The sequence below is a fragment of the Bradyrhizobium sp. SZCCT0231 genome (genome assembly GCF_018130245.1).
In the GTDB taxonomy this organism is placed as follows: Bacteria; Pseudomonadota; Alphaproteobacteria; order Rhizobiales; family Xanthobacteraceae; genus Bradyrhizobium; species Bradyrhizobium japonicum_F.
Genome location: NZ_JAFCKP010000001.1, coordinates 380,475 through 396,071 on the forward strand (window position 1 = coordinate 380,475; position 15,597 = coordinate 396,071).

Genomic DNA, 15,597 nt, shown 5'->3' on the forward strand with positions numbered 1-15,597 from the left:
GATTCCCCCGTTCTGTTTGAATGCTAGTCGCCCGAATAGCGCTGCTCGGCCCAGGGATCGCCGCGGTTATGATAGCCGCGGACTTCCCAGAAACCAGGCGCGTCCTCGGTCAGGAATTCGATGGCCTGGAGCCATTTCGCGCTCTTCCAGAAATAAAGGTGCGGCACCACCAGCCGCACCGGGCCGCCATGCTCCTCCGTCAGCGGCTGGCCGAACCAGCTGTGGGCGAGCAGCGCGTCTTCGGCGGCAAAATCCTCCAGCGCGAGATTGGTGGTGTAGCCGTCATAGGAATGCAGCACGACGAAGCGGGCGTCCTCGCGCGGCTGGCAGGCTGCGAGCAGGTCGCGCGTCGCGAGCCCCTCCCATTCATTGTCGTAGCGCGACCAGGTCGTGACGCAATGGATGTCCGAGGTGAACCGCGCCTGCTTCTGTGCGATGAACTCGTCGAAGGTCCAGAACACGGGAGTCTCGACCGCGCCATAGACGTCGAGTCGCCACCGCTCGCGCGATATCGGCGGCACGACCCCGAGATCGAGCACCGGCCAGTCCTTGGTGAGATGCTGCCCGGGTGGAAGCCGCTGATCCTCCGGCCGCGTGATCTTCCCTGTGAGAAAGCGGCCCTCGCGCGCCCACTTCTCCTTGGTGCGCGTCAGCTTGCTGTCGGATGGCGTCTCGTCGGTCATGGCCTACTCGTGGCGATGCATGGCGGAGGCGTGCTTGGTGTCGCGCATGCCATGAAAGGCCTGTCCACTTCCTTTGCCTTGGGAAGGCCTACATCGCCTTTCCGAGCAGAAATGGCAACTGGCGGGGGCCTCTCACCGTGCCCTGTGACCAGGTCACCGTGCCTGCCGGATCGAGCCGGAAGTCGGGAATCCGCTTCAGCCATTCCTCCAGCGCAACCTGCATTTCCATGCGTGCAAGGTTGGAACCGACACAGCGGTGAATGCCGAGGCCGAAGGCCGCGTGGCGATTCTCGCGCCGGTCGATCACGACTTTGTCAGCGTCCGGAAACATCTTGGGGTCGCGGTTGGCGGCCGGGAAGGACAACAGCACCATGTTGCCTGCCTTGACCGGGCAGCCCGAAATCGTCGTCTCCTTGACCACCTCGCGCGCCATCGTCACCGGCGAATAGGCGCGCAGCAGCTCCTCCACCGCCGTCGGGATCAGCCCGGGCTCGGCGATCAGCCGCTCGCGGTCGGCCGGCGTCTTCGCAAGATGCCACAGCGACGAGCCGATCGCGCTCCAGGTGGTGTCGATGCCGGCGATCAGCAGCAGGCGCAGCGAGCCCAGCACGTGGGTGTCCTCGAGCGGATTGCCGTTCTTGTCCCTCGCGTTCATCAGGTAGGAGATCAGGTCGTCGGTGGGATTGTTCTTGCGCGCCTCGATGTGGTCGCCGAAATAGGCCGTCATCTCCTGCACGGCCTGGAGCAGCTTGCTCTCATCCTTGATGCCGAGCTCGAGGATCATGTGAATCCAATTGATGAAGAGGTCGCTGTCGCTTTCGGGGATGCCGAGCATGTGCGCGATCGCCCGAACCGGGATGTAATTGCTGTAGCGCGCGGCGGCGTCGACCTTGCCGTCGGCGATGAAGCCGTCGATCAGCTCGTTGCAGATAGCGCGGACCCGCGGCTCGAGCTTCATCATCGCATCCGGCGTGAACGGCGGCAGCAACAATTGCTTGGCCGGCTTGTGCTCCGGCGGATCGGACGTGATCGGCGGGGCCGCGTTCCTGCTGGTGATTTCCGGCCGCACGTCACGGACGATGATGCGGCGTGAGGAGAAGTGCTCGGTGTCGTTGGCGATCTCGCGCACGGCTTCATAGGTCGTCGGCAGGTAGCAGCCGAGGAACCGTTTCGTGTGCACCACGGGACCTACGGCCCGCAGCTCATCCCAGATCGGAAAGGGGTCCTCCGTCCATTGCGGGTCGGTGTGGTCGAAATCGTGGACCCAGTCGGTGACGGGCGGATGGGCGACAGGCTGGTTGACGTCGGACATGGCAGGGAATCCCTTGGCTCGTGTTCGCTGAAAGCACGCGGGGCGGCTGCGGCCGCGCTACTCCTCGATCACATCGATTGCGATTTCCGGGCAGTTGGATTTCGCAAGCCAGGCCTTGTCCTCGAGCCCCGGCGGGACAGTGCCGTCGCCGGCTTCGTGCGCGTTGCCATATTCGTCGAGCTCGAAAAGTTCCGGCGCGAGCGCCTTGCAGCGGGCATGGCCCTGGCATTTGTCGGGATTGACGTGAACCTTCAGTTGCTCTGCCATTGCGGCTTCCTTGGTCGTGTGCGCGCGAGGGCCCGAAGGCGGCGCGTTTCCTCATGTGAGTTCCATTTAAGTTATATCCTATTACATTCGCGGCGGGCTTCCCCTGTCAAGCGCAAACTTATAGGCTTCGCCTCAACATGCGTTCACGAACAGCCCGCAAGCCCGAGACGAGCTACCACCATGGCGATCTTCGCGATGCGTTGATCAAGGCTGCGCTGCACGAGGCGGAGCGGGGCGGCGCCGAGGCGATCAGCATCAAGGCGCTCGCGAAGCAGCTCGGCGTCTCGCAGCCGGCGCCATACCGGCATTTTGCCGACCGCGAGGCGCTGCTCGCGGCGGTCACCGCGGAGGCGTTCCGGCAACTCTCGGCGCTCTTACGCGAAGCAATGGCAAGGCCGTCGAAGCAGTCGAAACTCTCGCGACTCGCGCAGGCGACGCTCGATTTCGGTCTGCGCCGAAATGGCATCTACCGCTTGATGTTCGCTTCGCGCACGGTGTCCTGCGCGGCCAAGGGCAGCGAGCTGCACGAGGCGACGCGGGAGACCTTTGCGCTCGTGATCGAAGCTTTGGAGGCGCCCGCTGTCGGCTACTTGCGCGAACGGCAGGCGCTCAAGATCTGGGCGGCGCTGCACGGCGTCGTGATGCTGGCCGAGCAGGGCCTGTTCACCGGTGAGGCGGCGCACGCCACGCGCGAGGAGCTGGTCGAGGATTTCGTCAACGAGACGAAGGCTGCGCTTGCGGTCGCCATCAAGGACGTCCAGCGTCGAAAAAAGGCCGGCGCTTAAGCCTGCGCCTTCAGCAGGCCCATCAGCTTCTCGACAGCGCTGTCCGGCGTCGTCACGACGGGACGGCCGGTGGCCTCCGCAACCAGCGGCGCAGTCGCCGCGATGCTGAATTGCGCGAGCGCGATGACGTCGCAATTGCGCAGGTCCATCGACGCTTCGACGATCAGCCGGTCATGTGTGGCGCGGTCGCCGCGGTCGAGCGCGGCCAGCGCGCCTTCGGCAAGTTTCGGCACGATCTGGACCGAAGCGGGAAACTCGGGCGGCATCGACGCCAGCGTCGGCGGAAAGGTCGAGAGCAGGCCGATGCGCTGACCCATGGTCACCGCCCTCTCGATCATGGCCTCGTTCGGCTTCAGCACCGGCATCGCCGCATGCGCGCGCGCGACCGCCTCGATGCAGGGGCCGAAGGCGGAGCAAGTGAACAAAATCGCGTTGGCCCCCGTTGCCGCCGCATAATCGCCGAGCGCGAGGAAACGCTCGGTCATGGCGGCGTTGAGCTGGCCGTCGCGTGCCAGATCCGCCGACAGGCTGTCGTCGAGCAGGTTCATCAGCCGCGCCTCGGGCCACGCCTTCACGAATGCCGCTTCGATCGGCGCGATGGAGTGCTTGAGAGCGTGGATGAGGGCGATGCGAGGGGGCGTCGTCATTGAAAGTGACTACCTGGTAGGTCTCGTGCCCCGGACGCAGCGCAATGCGCAGTATTGCGCTGCAGAGCCGGGGCCTATTGTGGTCGCTGGGTCCCGGCTCTGCGCAGCAGCGCGTCCGGGACATGGGGCACCTTTACTTGAGCGGCACCGCGTACATCAAGCCGCCCTTGCTCCAGAGGCCGTTGAGGCCGCGATCGAGCTTGAGCGGGCTGGCCTTGCCGACATTGCGCTCGTAGATCTCGCCGTAATTGCCGCCGGCCTTGATCGCCGTGACCAGCCATTTGTTGTCGAGCCCGAGCCGCGAGCCGAGGTCGCCGGAGGCACCGAGCAGCCGCTGGATCGCGGGCGTCTGCGACTTCGTCATCTCATCCACATTGGCTTGCGTGACGCCGAGCTCCTCGGCCTCGATCAGGCCGTAGTGCAGCCAGGTGATGATGTCGCTCCAGACCTCGTCACCGTTGCGGGTGAAGGGGCCGAGCGGCTCCTTGCTGATGGTCTGCGGCAGCACGACGTAGTCGGCCGGGGTCGGCGCCGCGGTGGTCACCGCGCCGGCCAGCGCGGAGGCGTCCTGGGTCATGGCGTCGCAGCGGCCGCCGAAGAAGGTCTGGTACATGGTGTCGACGCGGTCGAACACCAGCGGCTTCCAGTCGATGCCGTTGGCGCGTCCGTAATCGCCGAGCGTGACCTCGTGCGTGGTGCCCTGCGCGACGCAGACGGTGGCGCCCTTGAGGTCCTTCAGCTCCTTTACGCCGAGGTCCTTCTTCACCACGAAACCTTGGCCGTCGTAGAAGTTGACCGGGCCCTGTCGCAGGCCCAGCGTGACGCCGCGCAAATAGGTCTGCGTCGAGTTGCGGTAGAGCACGTCGATCTCGCCCGATTGCAGCGCGGTGAAGCGGTTCTGAGCCGTCAGCGAGACGTAGCGCACCTTGTTGGGGTCGCCGAGCACGCCGGCCGCGAGTGCGCGGCAATAGTCGACGTCGAGACCCTTGTAATTGCCTTGCGAGTCCGGCGCCGAGAAGCCGGCAAAGCCGGCGCTGACGCCGCACACCAGCGTGCCGCGGCTCTTCACCGTGTCCAGCGTCGCCGCCGACGCGATCACCGTCGATGCCGCGAGCACGCTCGCTGCGATAACCACTTTCCTCATACTACTCTCCCCTCAGTGATTGACACTACGCAACACGTTGTCGACGGCGGTGCCGAGCTTGTCGACGATCTGATCGATCTCGGCAGCCGAGGCGATGTAGGGTGGCGCCAGCAGCACGTGGTCGCCGCGCACGCCGTCGACGGTGCCGCCGCCCGGATAGCAGCCGAGGCCGCCAGCGAAGGCCTCCGCCTTGATCTTCTGGTGCAGCTTGAGCGCCGGATCGAACGAGGCGCGGCTAGCGCGATCGGCGACCAGCTCGATCGCCCAGAACAGGCCGCGGCCCCTGATGTCGCCGACATGGCGGTGATTGCCGAAGCGTTCGGTGAGGCGCTGCTCGAGCTGCTTGCCGCGTTCCTTCACGCGGTCGAGCAGGCCGTCCTCGCGGATCACGTCCTGCACCGCGAGCGCCGCCGCGCAGGCGAGGGGATGCGCAAGGTAGGTATGGCCGTGCTGGAATGCGCCCGAGCCCGCGCGGATGGTGTCGATGATCTTCCCGCTCGCAAGCATCGCGCCGATCGGCTGGTAGCCACCGCCGAGACCTTTTGCGATCGCCTGGATATCGGGGGCCACACCCTCCTGCTCCCAGGCGTGCGTCGTGCCGGTGCGGCCCATGCCGCACATCACTTCGTCGAGGATCAGCAGCGCGCCATGCCGGTCGCAGATCTCGCGCACCGCCTTGAAGTAGCCGTCCGGTGCGGTCACGGCGCCGGCGGTGGCGCCGACGACAGGCTCGGCGAGGAACGCCGCCACGGTGTCGGGGCCGAGTCGCTGAAACTCGGCTTCGAGTTCGGCAGCGAGGCGCGCGACGAACTGCGCATCCGACTCGCCCTCGCGCTTCTCGTGATAGGCGAAGGCCGGCGTCACATGGCTGAAGGCGGCAGAGAGCAGCGGCGCATACGGGGCGCGTCGCCAGGCGTTACCGCCGGCGGCGAGCGCGCCGAGTGTGTTGCCGTGATAACTCTGCCGCCGCGCGATGAAGTGTTGCCGCTGCGACTCGCCCCGCTCGATGAAATACTGCCGCGCCAGCTTGATGCTGGCTTCGATCGCCTCCGATCCGCCGCTGACGAAATAGGCGTAGGCGAGCCCGCCCGGCTCGTGCCCGACCAGTGTTTCAGCAAGTGCTTCCGCCGGCTCGGAGGAGAAGAAAGCAGTATGCGCATAGGCGAGGGTGGACGCCTGCTTGGCCATCGCCGCGATCACGCGCGGATGCTGATGGCCGAGGCAGGAGACCGCCGCGCCGCCGGAGGCATCGATGATGCGGCGGCCGCCCTCGGCGAAGAGATAGACGCCTTCGCCGCCGATCGCCTTGGGCGGCGTTTCGCGTAGCGAGCGATGCAGCACGCGGCTGGTGCGAGTGCTCATGGGTCAACCTTTCTCCGAGACGTAGGTGGAGGCCGCGGCAAGCCGCGCCTCGGTATTTTCCAGACGCGTTTTCGCGGCGGCGCCGCCGAGCGAGAACGTGACCGCCGCGAGCGACTGTGCGATCGCGATCGCGCCGGTGAGGCTCGGGAAGAAGCCGGGAGAGGAAGCCGCCTCGAACAGCAGCACGTGGTCGGCACCCTCGGCCATCGGTGCCGCGAGGCTATCGGCGATCGCGATCAACGTCGCGCCGCTGCGATGAGCGGCCTGCGCGACGCGGACGCTCACATGCGTGTAAGGCAGGAAGCCGATGACGATGACGGCTTCGCCGGGACGGAACGCGCCGAGATCGAGGTCGTCGGGCCCGGACGTGCCGACGATCTGCACCTGCTCGGGACGGAACAAGCGCAGCTCGTAGTTTAGGAGTTCCGCGACGCTGCGGCAGCTGCGATAGCCGGCGATCCAGATCCGCTTGGCATCGTGCAGCGCGCGCGCCGCTTCCGCGATCGGCTGGGCCGGGATGCGCGGAAGGCCGGCGGCCTCGGCCTCGAGCTTGTCGATGACGAGAGCGACATCGGCGTTCGGGCCATGGCGCCGGCCTCTTGTGCGGCCGGAGAAGGGCGCGGTCTGCGACGGCCGCCGCGCCTCGGTCAGCGCCGCACGCAGTTCGTCCCAGCCGGAATAGCCGATCGCCTTGGCAAGCCGCGTGAACGCGGCTGGATCGGCGCCGGCTTCGGCAGCGAGATCGCGCATCGAGCGGGTGGTGGCGTCGTAATCATTGGCAGCGACGAAGCGGCCGACCTCCTGCAAGCGCAGGGGGAGCGATGGCAATGCGATGCGCAGTTCGCTCAGGGGCGAGGATTTCGCGGGCTCGGCCATGAAACATTTGTTGCATGAATTGGAGTTTGGTGCAACAGTTGACGTGCGCCGCCGGAAATCGCTGCATTTGAGAAGGATTTTTGCGCTGTGACCGCCGATCATCCCAGGCCGCCGCCGCGCCGCCGCCTCTTCGCGCTCGGGCGCAACGAATTGAAGGGCCTGTTCTGGCAGGTCCTGGTGGTCGGAATCGCCGTCGCAGTAATCGCCTTCCTCTGGTCCAACACCGTCACCAACCTGTCGGCCCGGCGCATCACGACCGGCTTCGCCTTTCTCGGCCGTGAGGCCGGCATGCCGATTGCCGACAGCCTGCTCGCCTACAATCCTGGGGATACCTACTTCTGGGCGTTCGTCGTCGGCGTCGCCAACACCTTGCGCGTCGCCGTGATCGGCATCGTTCTCGCGACGATCTTGGGTACGCTGATCGGCATCTCCAGGCTGTCGACCAACTGGCTGTTGTCACGGCTTGCCGCCGTCTATGTCGAAACGCTCCGCGACATCCCGCTGCTGCTCCAACTCCTGTTCTGGTACGTGCTGATGCAGGCTCTGCCGGCCGCACGCGCGGCGTGGCGGCCGATCGAGGGTGTGTTCCTGTCCAATCGCGGCCTGATTTTGCCGGCGATCCCGTTCGGGCCGTCGCAGCTCGCGGTGCTCGGCACTGCGGTGCTGGGTTGCGCGGTGTTCTATCTCATCCGGCGATGGCTGATCGCGCAGCAGATGCGCGACGGCAAGCCGCGGCCGGCCTGGCCGTTCGCGCTCGGCCTCATTGTCGTGGTGCCGGCGGCGGTCTCGCTGGTGCTCGGCGTGTCCTGGACGATCGAGTGGCCGCAGCTGCGCGGCTTCAATTTCGTCGGTGGGCTGACGCTCGCGCCGGAATATTTCGCGCTGCTGATCGCGCTCGTGACCTACACCTCGGCCTTCATCGCCGAGATCGTCCGCAGCGGCATCCAGTCGGTGCCGCGCGGGCAGTGGGATGCTGCCAACGCACTCGGCCTGCGCCGCAGCTTCATGCTGCGGCAGATCATCCTGCCGCAGGCGCTGCGCGTGATCGTGCCGCCGATGACGAGTCAGTATCTCAACCTGACCAAGAACTCCTCGCTCGCCGTCGCGATCGGCTACCAGGACGTGGTCTCGATCGCCAACACCACGCTGAACCAGACCGGGCAGGCGATCGAGGCGATCGCGTTGATCATGGCGGTGTTCCTGACCATCAGCCTTTCGATCAGCTTCTTCATGAACTGGTACAATGCGCGCATCGCGCTGGTGGAGCGCTGAGCATGTCCGCGATCACGGACATCCCCGATGCCCCCCGCGCCGCTCGCCGACCGCAGACGGGCAATCCGGTGTTGCGCTGGCTGCGCAAGAACCTGTTCTCGTCGATTCCCAACGGCATCCTGACGGTCGTGCTGTTGGCGTTGCTCGCCAAGGGCATCTTCAGCTTCCTGCAGTGGGGCGTGGCGAATGCGGTCTGGCTGACGCCGACGAACGATTCCAGCGCATGCCGCGCCGTGCGTGGCGTCGGCGCCTGCTGGGCGATCGTCCCCGAGAAGTACCGCTTCATCCTGTTCGGCACCTATCCGTTCGACGAGCAGTGGCGGCCGGCGCTGTCGGTCGCGCTGTTCATCGCGCTGTACTACCTCTCGACCCGCCGCGCGCTGTGGCGGCGCGAGCTGGCCTATCTCTGGATCGGCGCGCTGGCGCTGATCAGCGTCCTGATGTGGGGCGGCGTGTTCGGCCTGTCCTTCGTCTCGCAGGACCGCTGGGGCGGACTGCCGGTGACGCTGATCCTGGCGACGTTCGGTCTCGCCTTCGGCTTTCCGCTCGGCATCCTCGTCGCGCTCGGCCGGCGCTCGAAGCTGCCGGCGATCCGCTCGCTCAGCGTGCTCTATGTCGAGCTGATCCGTGGCGTGCCGCTGGTGAGCCTGTTGTTCATGGCGAGCGTGATGTTTCCGCTGTTCATGCCCGCCGGATTCAATATCGACAAGCTGCTGCGCGCACAGATCGCAATCATCCTGTTCGCCGGCGCCTACCTCGCCGAAGTGATCCGCGGCGGGCTTCAGGCCGTGCCGCGCGGGCAATATGAAGCCGCCGACGCGCTGGGCCTGTCCTACTGGCGCAAGCACCGGCTGATCATCCTGCCGCAGGCGATCCGCCATGTCATCCCGCCGCTGGTCAACACCTTCATCGCCTTCTTCAAGGACACCAGTCTCGTCCTGATCATCGGCATCTTCGACCTGCTGACGACGGCCAAGACCGCGATCATCGATCCGGCCTGGCAGCAGTTTTCGGTCGAGGTCTACATCTTCGTGGCCGCGATCTACTTTGTCTTCTGTTTCGCGATGTCGCGCTATAGCCGCAGCCTCGAGGCGCCGACCACGCCGAAGTGACGGTTCCTCGTTTGGTGCCGCTTGTTTGCGCTTGCACCGATTGCCGATCTGGAGCTGTAATACCAGAGGTTGCTCCTGCGGTCGATTTGGCGAGGCTGTCATGTGCGTGGCCGTTTTGCGGCAATTCACCGCCGCCCTGATCTGCGTCCTGATCTTCACAACCACTCTCGGCGCGTCATCGTGTGCCGCCGAGGGGTTGCGGGGCTATCGCGCGCCGATCGGTGAGAGTTCGATTTCGGGAATTTCGTCGGGCGCGTTCATGGCCGTTCAGTTCGGCACGGCGTGGTCGTCGGTGATCAAGGGCGTCGGCGTGGTCGCGGGCGGCCCTTATTGGTGCGCGAAGGCGGACGCGCTCGACGCCGCCACCTGGTACTGGGGGCCGATCTGGCGGGCCACGGGTGCATGCATGAAAGGGCCGGGGTCGGATCTGGATCTGAAGGATTTTACGGCAAAGGCCGACGCGAAGGCCGCAGCGGGCGAGATCGACCCCCTCAGCAATGTCGGCAGGCAGAAGATCTATCTCTTTCACGGCTACAATGACGCGGTCGTCGACAAGGCCGCGACCGATGCGGCCGCCGATTTCTATCGCCATTATCTGGGGGATGCCAATCGCGGCAACTTGTTCTATCAGGCCACGCTCGGCGCGGGCCACTCGTTCGTCGTGACGAAACAGGGCGTACCCGGGCTCAACGACTGCAAGGCCAACACGCAGCCCTATATCGACCAATGCGGCTATGACCAGGCCGGCGTCATCCTGCAGCATATTTACGGCCGCCTGAATCCGCCCAGTCCCGCGCAGCTTGCAGGCTCGGTGAAGAGCTTTGATCAATCGATCTATACCACGCCGCATCTGCCCGACGCGCTGAGCATGGGCGATACCGGCTATGTGTTCGTACCTCAGGATTGCGAGCAGGGCAGTCCGTGTCGCGTCCACGTCGCGCTCCACGGATGCAAGCAGGACGTCGCCGATATCGGACGCAGATTCGTGGATGAGGCCGGCTACAATGAGTGGGCGGACACGAACCACCTGATCATTCTCTATCCGCAGACCAAGACCAGCCCATACTGGCCAAGCAATCCGCAGGCCTGTTGGGATTGGTGGAGCTACGTCGACCATCAGGATAGCTACGTGACGAAGTCCGGATCGCAAATCAAGGCGATCAAGGCGATGCTGGATGCGGTCACGGCCGGGGCCGCGGCGCCCGCCGGCGCGACTGCGCCATCGCTATCGGCACCGCAGTCGCTCACGGTGATCGATACGTCGGATAGCGGCGCTGACCTGGCCTGGTCTCCGGGGGACGACGGAACAACCTACCGGGTTTCGCGTGCGGGGCCAGATGGCGCGTTCCAGGCGATTGGCGACGTGACAGGAGCGAGCTTTGGGGATTCCGGCCTGACGCCGCAAGCAACATATCGATGGCGCGTCTCGGTCATTCTGAACGGGGCGGCGGGCCCCAGCTCCGACGATGCGACCGGCACCACGCGATCGACGCCTCCTCGCTGCGATGATCCCGGCTCCTGCCCGATCGCCAAATAGCGAACCGAGCAACCGTCCTGCGTGCCGCGCGATGACCGGCAGGGTGCGACGGGAGGTCGTGCCGCGATCTACTCTTTCTTTTGCTTTGCGATGTCGCGCTACAGTCGCAGCCTGGAGGCGACCAGCGGGAGGTGGGGTCTCGTGTCCCGGACAAGGGGCAGCGCGCTAGCGCTGCGCCGCAGAGCCGGGACCCAGGGCAGCACCGGAAATCGCGGAGAGATGGGCCCGGCTCTGCAGCGCAACGCTGACCGGACGATGCTTCGCATCGCCGGGATAGCGCTGCGCTGCGTCCGGGGCACGAGAGTGAGGCTAGTCCTTCACCCTCGGGTCGATCGGCGTCGTGCCGCGCAGGCCTAGGATATCCTCCAGCACCTTCGCGCCGGCGATCACCTCGGCGTCGGCCCGCGGTGCGCCGACCACCTGCACGCCGATAGGCAGGCCGGACGCCGTGAAGCCGCACGGCAGCGACAGCGAGGGGCAGCAGGCGAGCGTGATGGCGTAGACGATGCCGAGCCACTCGACGTAATTCTCGAACCTCTTGCCGGCGCATTCGGCGACGTAGCGATGTTCGATCGGGAAGGGCGGCACGATCGTGGTCGGCACCAGCAGGAGATCGTAGCTCTTGAAGAACTCGACCGCCCGCGCGGTCATGCCGACGCGTTGCGCCTCGGCGCGCGCCAGCTGGTCGACCGTGAGCTTGAGGCCTTCCTCGATGTTCCAGATCACCTCGGGCTTGAGCAGGTCGCGCTTGGTGCGCAGCAGATTGGCCTTGGTGATCGCGAAATCGAAGGCGCGCAGCACGTGGAAGCATTCATGCGCCTCGCGCCAGTCGGGATGCGCCTCCTCCACGATGGCTCCGGCCTCCGCGAAACGTTCGGCGGCCTTGCGCGTGATCGCCTTCACTTCGGGATCGACCGGCGTGATGCCGAGATCGGGCGAATAGGCGACGCGCTTCGGTTTCTTGCCCGCCTGTGCCGCCGACAGGAACGAGGTTGCGGGGGCTGGCAGCGACAGCGGATCGTCCGCATAGTCGCCGCTCATGGCATCCAGCAGCAGCGCGAGATCCGCGACGTTGCGCGCCATCGGGCCGACCACGCCGAGATTGCGATCGATACCTGACTTGGGAGTATGCGCGACGCGGCCGATGCTCGGCCGCATGCCGACGACGCCGCAGAACGCCGCGGGGTTGCGCAAGGACCCGCCCATATCGGAGCCCTGGGCGAGCCAGGCCATTCCGGTCGCAAGCGCCACCGCGGCGCCTCCGGAGGAGCCCGCTGCCGATTTGGTCGTGTCCCAGGGATTGAGCGTCGCGCCGAACACCTCGTTGAACGTGTTGGCGCCGGCGCCGAACTCCGGCGTGTTGGATTTTGCGTAGACCACCGCGCCGTTGGCCTCGAGGTTCTCGACCATGAGGTCGGACTTCGCGGGGATGTTATCCCTAAAGATTGGCGAGCCCTGCGTGTTCAAGACGCCTGCGACGTCGGTCAGATCCTTGATCGGGACCGGCAAGCCGGCGAGCAGCCCGCGCGCGCCGGCCGGCTTCCGCATCAGCGCCTTGGCGCTATCCCGTGCGCGATCGAAGCAGAGTATCGGCAGCGCGTTGACCTTGCCGTCAACCTCACTGACGCGCTTCTCCAGCGCATCCAGCAGCTCGAGCGGCGAGACGTCGCCGGAGCGCAGCTTGTCGACGACGGCGCATGCGGTTTCGCGGATCAGGTCTTGAGACAATTGGTTTACTCCTCTGCCCATTCTTGGTTCGTCATTGCGAGCGCAGCGAAGCAATCCAGGCTCTCACCGCGGATGCATTCCTGGATTGCTTCGCTGCGCTCGCAATGACGAGGATAGTGTTAACCCCACCCCGCGCTGATGCCGCCGTCCACCGTATATATCACGCCCGAGGTATAGCCGGCGCGATCTGACGCCAGGAACGGTCGCCGGGCAAACGCCTCGACGGCGGCCGCGCCGATGCCCTTGGACGCGCCGGCGATCAGGACGCGCTTGCCACGCAGATGCAGATCCATGAGGGGGTACTCGTTCGTGGGAACAGGATCAAATCAGTAGGCGCTCGGCCGCGCCATGGTCAACATTGCAGTGCAGCGTTGCACTGCCGCCGCGTTTGGTCCATTGCAGTGCGGTTAAAACGCGGCGGCTGCCGGACCAACCAAGGACGTTCTCGATGAGCAAGAAACAATACCGGATCGCGGTCATTCCCGGCGACGGCATCGGCAAGGAAGTCATGCCGGAGGGTCTGCGCGTTCTGGAGGCGGCGGCGAAGAAGCACGGCGTCTCCGTGCATTTCGACCATTTCGACTTCTCGTCTTACGACTATTACGAGAAGCACGGCCAGATGATGCCTGATGACTGGAAGGAGAAGATCGGTAAGCACGACGCGATCTATTTCGGCGCGGTCGGCTGGCCGGCCAAGATTCCGGATCACGTCTCGCTGTGGGGCTCGCTGATCAAGTTTCGCCGCGAGTTCGACCAGTATGTGAACCTGCGCCCGGTGCGGCTGATGCCCGGCGTGCCGTCGCCGCTGGCGGGCCGCAAGCCCGGCGACATCGATTTCTGGGTGGTGCGCGAGAACACGGAAGGCGAATATTCCTCGGTCGGCGGCCGCATGTTCCCCGACACCGACCGCGAGTTCGTGACGCAGCAGACGGTGATGACCCGCACCGGCGTCGACCGTATCCTGAAATTCGCCTTCGAGCTCGCACAGTCGCGGCCGAAGAAGCACCTGACCTCGGCGACCAAGTCCAACGGCATCTCCATCACCATGCCCTATTGGGACGAGCGCGTGGAGGCGATGGCGAAGAAATTTCCGGGCGTGAAGTGGGACAAGTACCACATCGACATTCTCACCGCGAATTTCGTGCTGCATCCGGATTGGTTCGACGTCGTGGTCGGCTCAAATCTGTTCGGCGACATTCTCTCCGACCTCGGCCCGGCTTGCACCGGCACGATCGGCATCGCGCCGTCAGGCAACATCAATCCCGAGGGCGATTTCCCCTCGGTGTTCGAGCCGGTTCACGGCTCGGCGCCCGATATCGCGGGGCAGGGCATCGCCAACCCGATCGGCATGATCTGGTCGGGTGCCATGATGTTCGAGCATCTCGGCGAGAAGGAAGCCGGCAAGTCGATCGTCGACGCAATCGAGCGCACGCTGGCCGAGCGCACGCTGCGCACGAAGGATCTCGGCGGCAACGCCGATACGACCGCCTGCGGCAAGGCGGTTGCGGATATGGTGGATTGAGGCGGGCCGCGACAATGCGTAGGGTGGGTTAGCCCTGCGACCGCGCGAAGCGTGGTCCGCCGGGCGTAACCCGCCACTGTTCGTATCCGCAGAGACAGAAGTGGTGGGTTACGCCAAGCAGATGCGCTTCGCGCATCCGCTCGGCTAACCCACCCTACGACTAAACATAAGATTCGGTCGCAACTACCCCACGATCTTCTCGATCGCCGCCTGATCCAACCCGAACTTCTTCCCCGCCTCCAGAATCTCCTGCCAGGTGGTCGGATCGACCGGAATGCCTTCGGCGAGGCGCTTCTTCTTGGTCTCGCGCTCGGGGTCGCCGGCGATCTTGACCTTGTCGACTCCAGGCGCGGGTGGCGAGCCGGTGTGCCAGGCCACAAAACTCTCGACTTCGCGTGCGAGGTTTTCGGCGGTGCCGAGCTTGGTCGGGTCGATGATGATCGACAGCATGCCGTTGAGGACATTGTACTTGCCGTCGGACGGGCCCTTGACCGCCTGTCCGCCGGAGAGGGCGCCGCCAAGGATTTCGCAGACCAGCGCGAGGCCCGACCCCTTATGCTCGCCGAACGGCAGGATGGCGCCGTATGGCGGGATCACGGTGTAGCGCGGATTGACCGTGGGCTTGCCTTCATTGTCGATGATGGTGCCGGGTTCCAGCTCGACGCCCTTGTTGTGGGCGACGCGGGTCTTGCCCTGCGCGATCCTGCTGGTGGCGAAGTCGAGCACGATCGGCTCCTTGCCGGCGCGCGGGATGCCGACGCAGAACGGGTTGGTGCCGTGGCGCGCATCGCTGCCGCCCCAGGGCGCCACGATCGGGCGCGAGATCACGTTGACGAAGTGGATCGAGACCAGCCCGTGGTCGATGCACTGCTCGGCCCAGTGGCCGATGCGGCCGATGTGGTGCGAGTTGGAGAGGCCGACGAGGCACACGCCGTTGCGCTTGGCGCGCTCGGCAGCCAGCTCCATCGCTTCATGACCGATCACCTGGCCGTAGCCGGTGAGGCCGTCGAGGGTGAGGAGCGGACCAGTGTCGAGCACGATCTTGACGTGCTGGTTCACGGCGAGGCCGCCATTGGTGACGCTCTGGACATAGCGCGGGATCATGCCGACGCCGTGGGAGTCGTGTCCCTTCAGATTGGCCTCGACGAGATTGGTGGACACGAGCTCGGCTTCGCGGTCGGTAGACCCACCCGCCTTGACGATGGCGCGGATGGCGTTGGTGAGCGGCTCTGCCTTGATGGTGCGATAGTCGGCCATTGTTGTTGCTCTTGTCCCTTCACGATTTGGCGGAGAGCGTAGGGTGGGTTAGCCGAAGGCGTAACCCACCGCTTCTGCTTCCGCGGAAACTAA

General features: G+C 65.5%; 14 protein-coding genes and 2 pseudogenes. 5 read left to right on the forward strand and 11 right to left on the reverse strand.

Features of this window, described 5'->3' with window-relative positions; genetic code table 11:
* Window positions 1-23: 23 nt before the first annotated feature.
* The 3 genes from JQ566_RS01760 to JQ566_RS01770 form a co-directional block, all read right to left on the reverse strand.
* A complete protein-coding gene (locus JQ566_RS01760; protein ID WP_212368857.1) occupies window positions 24-683 on the reverse strand; it encodes a sulfite oxidase-like oxidoreductase in 660 nt (219 codons plus the stop codon).
* A gap of 88 nt (window positions 684-771) precedes the next feature.
* Window positions 772-1,995 (reverse strand): cytochrome P450, encoded by a 1,224-nt coding sequence (locus JQ566_RS01765; RefSeq protein WP_212368872.1) that lies wholly within the window; start codon window positions 1,993-1,995, stop codon window positions 772-774.
* A 57-nt stretch (window positions 1,996-2,052) separates the two neighbouring features.
* A complete protein-coding gene (locus JQ566_RS01770; RefSeq protein ID WP_212368875.1) occupies window positions 2,053-2,262 on the reverse strand; it encodes a ferredoxin in 210 nt (69 codons plus the stop codon).
* Window positions 2,263-2,399: 137 nt separating this feature from the next.
* On the opposite strand from JQ566_RS01770, the gene JQ566_RS01775 reads away from it, so the two are divergent.
* Entirely contained in the window at window positions 2,400-3,047 is a 648-nt protein-coding gene (locus JQ566_RS01775; protein WP_212368878.1) for a TetR/AcrR family transcriptional regulator, read from the forward strand.
* On the opposite strand, the gene JQ566_RS01780 is transcribed toward JQ566_RS01775, so the two are convergent.
* From JQ566_RS01780 to JQ566_RS01795, 4 genes are all read right to left on the reverse strand, one after another.
* Complete coding sequence (locus JQ566_RS01780) at window positions 3,044-3,694, reverse strand: aspartate/glutamate racemase family protein (protein ID WP_212368881.1); 651 nt, start codon at window positions 3,692-3,694, stop codon at window positions 3,044-3,046. The two genes, JQ566_RS01775 and JQ566_RS01780, sit on opposite strands and share 4 nt — an antisense overlap.
* Before the next feature lie 133 nt (window positions 3,695-3,827).
* The gene (locus JQ566_RS01785; protein ID WP_212368884.1) at window positions 3,828-4,838 is read right to left on the reverse strand and encodes an amino acid ABC transporter substrate-binding protein; all 1,011 of its coding nucleotides are present in this window, start codon (window positions 4,836-4,838) and stop codon (window positions 3,828-3,830) included.
* Window positions 4,839-4,850: 12 nt separating this feature from the next.
* Window positions 4,851-6,200 carry an aspartate aminotransferase family protein gene (locus tag JQ566_RS01790; RefSeq protein ID WP_212368887.1) on the reverse strand — a complete coding sequence of 450 codons (1,350 nt, stop codon included), beginning with the start codon at window positions 6,198-6,200 and terminating at the stop codon, window positions 4,851-4,853.
* Window positions 6,201-6,203: 3 nt separating this feature from the next.
* Entirely contained in the window at window positions 6,204-7,076 is an 873-nt protein-coding gene (locus JQ566_RS01795) for a MurR/RpiR family transcriptional regulator (protein ID WP_212368890.1), read from the reverse strand.
* A gap of 87 nt (window positions 7,077-7,163) precedes the next feature.
* Between JQ566_RS01795 and JQ566_RS01800 the strand changes: the two genes are divergently transcribed.
* The 3 genes from JQ566_RS01800 to JQ566_RS01810 all read left to right on the forward strand — a co-directional run bounded on the left by JQ566_RS01800 (window position 7,164) and on the right by JQ566_RS01810 (window position 10,997).
* On the forward strand, window positions 7,164-8,348 hold the full coding sequence (locus JQ566_RS01800; RefSeq protein WP_212368893.1) for an amino acid ABC transporter permease: 1,185 nt from the start codon (window positions 7,164-7,166) through the stop codon (window positions 8,346-8,348).
* Between the two features lie 2 nt (window positions 8,349-8,350).
* Window positions 8,351-9,460: an amino acid ABC transporter permease gene (locus JQ566_RS01805; protein WP_212368896.1), complete on the forward strand. Its 1,110-nt coding sequence runs from the start codon at window positions 8,351-8,353 to the stop codon at window positions 9,458-9,460.
* Between the two features lie 100 nt (window positions 9,461-9,560).
* Window positions 9,561-10,997, forward strand: a complete 1,437-nt coding sequence (locus JQ566_RS01810) for an extracellular catalytic domain type 2 short-chain-length polyhydroxyalkanoate depolymerase (protein ID WP_212368899.1) — start codon at window positions 9,561-9,563, stop codon at window positions 10,995-10,997.
* 309 nt (window positions 10,998-11,306) lie between these two features.
* Here JQ566_RS01810 and JQ566_RS01815 read toward each other — a convergent pair whose 3' ends face one another.
* From JQ566_RS01815 to JQ566_RS35015, 3 genes and pseudogenes are all read right to left on the reverse strand, one after another.
* Entirely contained in the window at window positions 11,307-12,725 is a 1,419-nt protein-coding gene (locus JQ566_RS01815) for an amidase (protein ID WP_249139159.1), read from the reverse strand.
* 119 nt (window positions 12,726-12,844) lie between these two features.
* A pseudogene (locus tag JQ566_RS01820) lies at window positions 12,845-12,925 on the reverse strand (short-chain dehydrogenase); the annotation flags it as partial.
* A 9-nt stretch (window positions 12,926-12,934) separates the two neighbouring features.
* Window positions 12,935-13,018: pseudogene (locus tag JQ566_RS35015) on the reverse strand (short-chain dehydrogenase); the annotation flags it as partial.
* A gap of 155 nt (window positions 13,019-13,173) precedes the next feature.
* Between JQ566_RS35015 and JQ566_RS01830 the strand changes: the two are divergent.
* Window positions 13,174-14,247 (forward strand): tartrate dehydrogenase, encoded by a 1,074-nt coding sequence (locus tag JQ566_RS01830; protein ID WP_212368905.1) that lies wholly within the window; start codon window positions 13,174-13,176, stop codon window positions 14,245-14,247.
* Between the two features lie 183 nt (window positions 14,248-14,430).
* Here the strand turns inward: JQ566_RS01830 and JQ566_RS01835 are convergent, their stop codons facing one another.
* Complete coding sequence (locus JQ566_RS01835; protein ID WP_212368907.1) at window positions 14,431-15,504, reverse strand: malate/lactate/ureidoglycolate dehydrogenase; 1,074 nt, start codon at window positions 15,502-15,504, stop codon at window positions 14,431-14,433.
* Window positions 15,505-15,597: the final 93 nt, after the last annotated feature.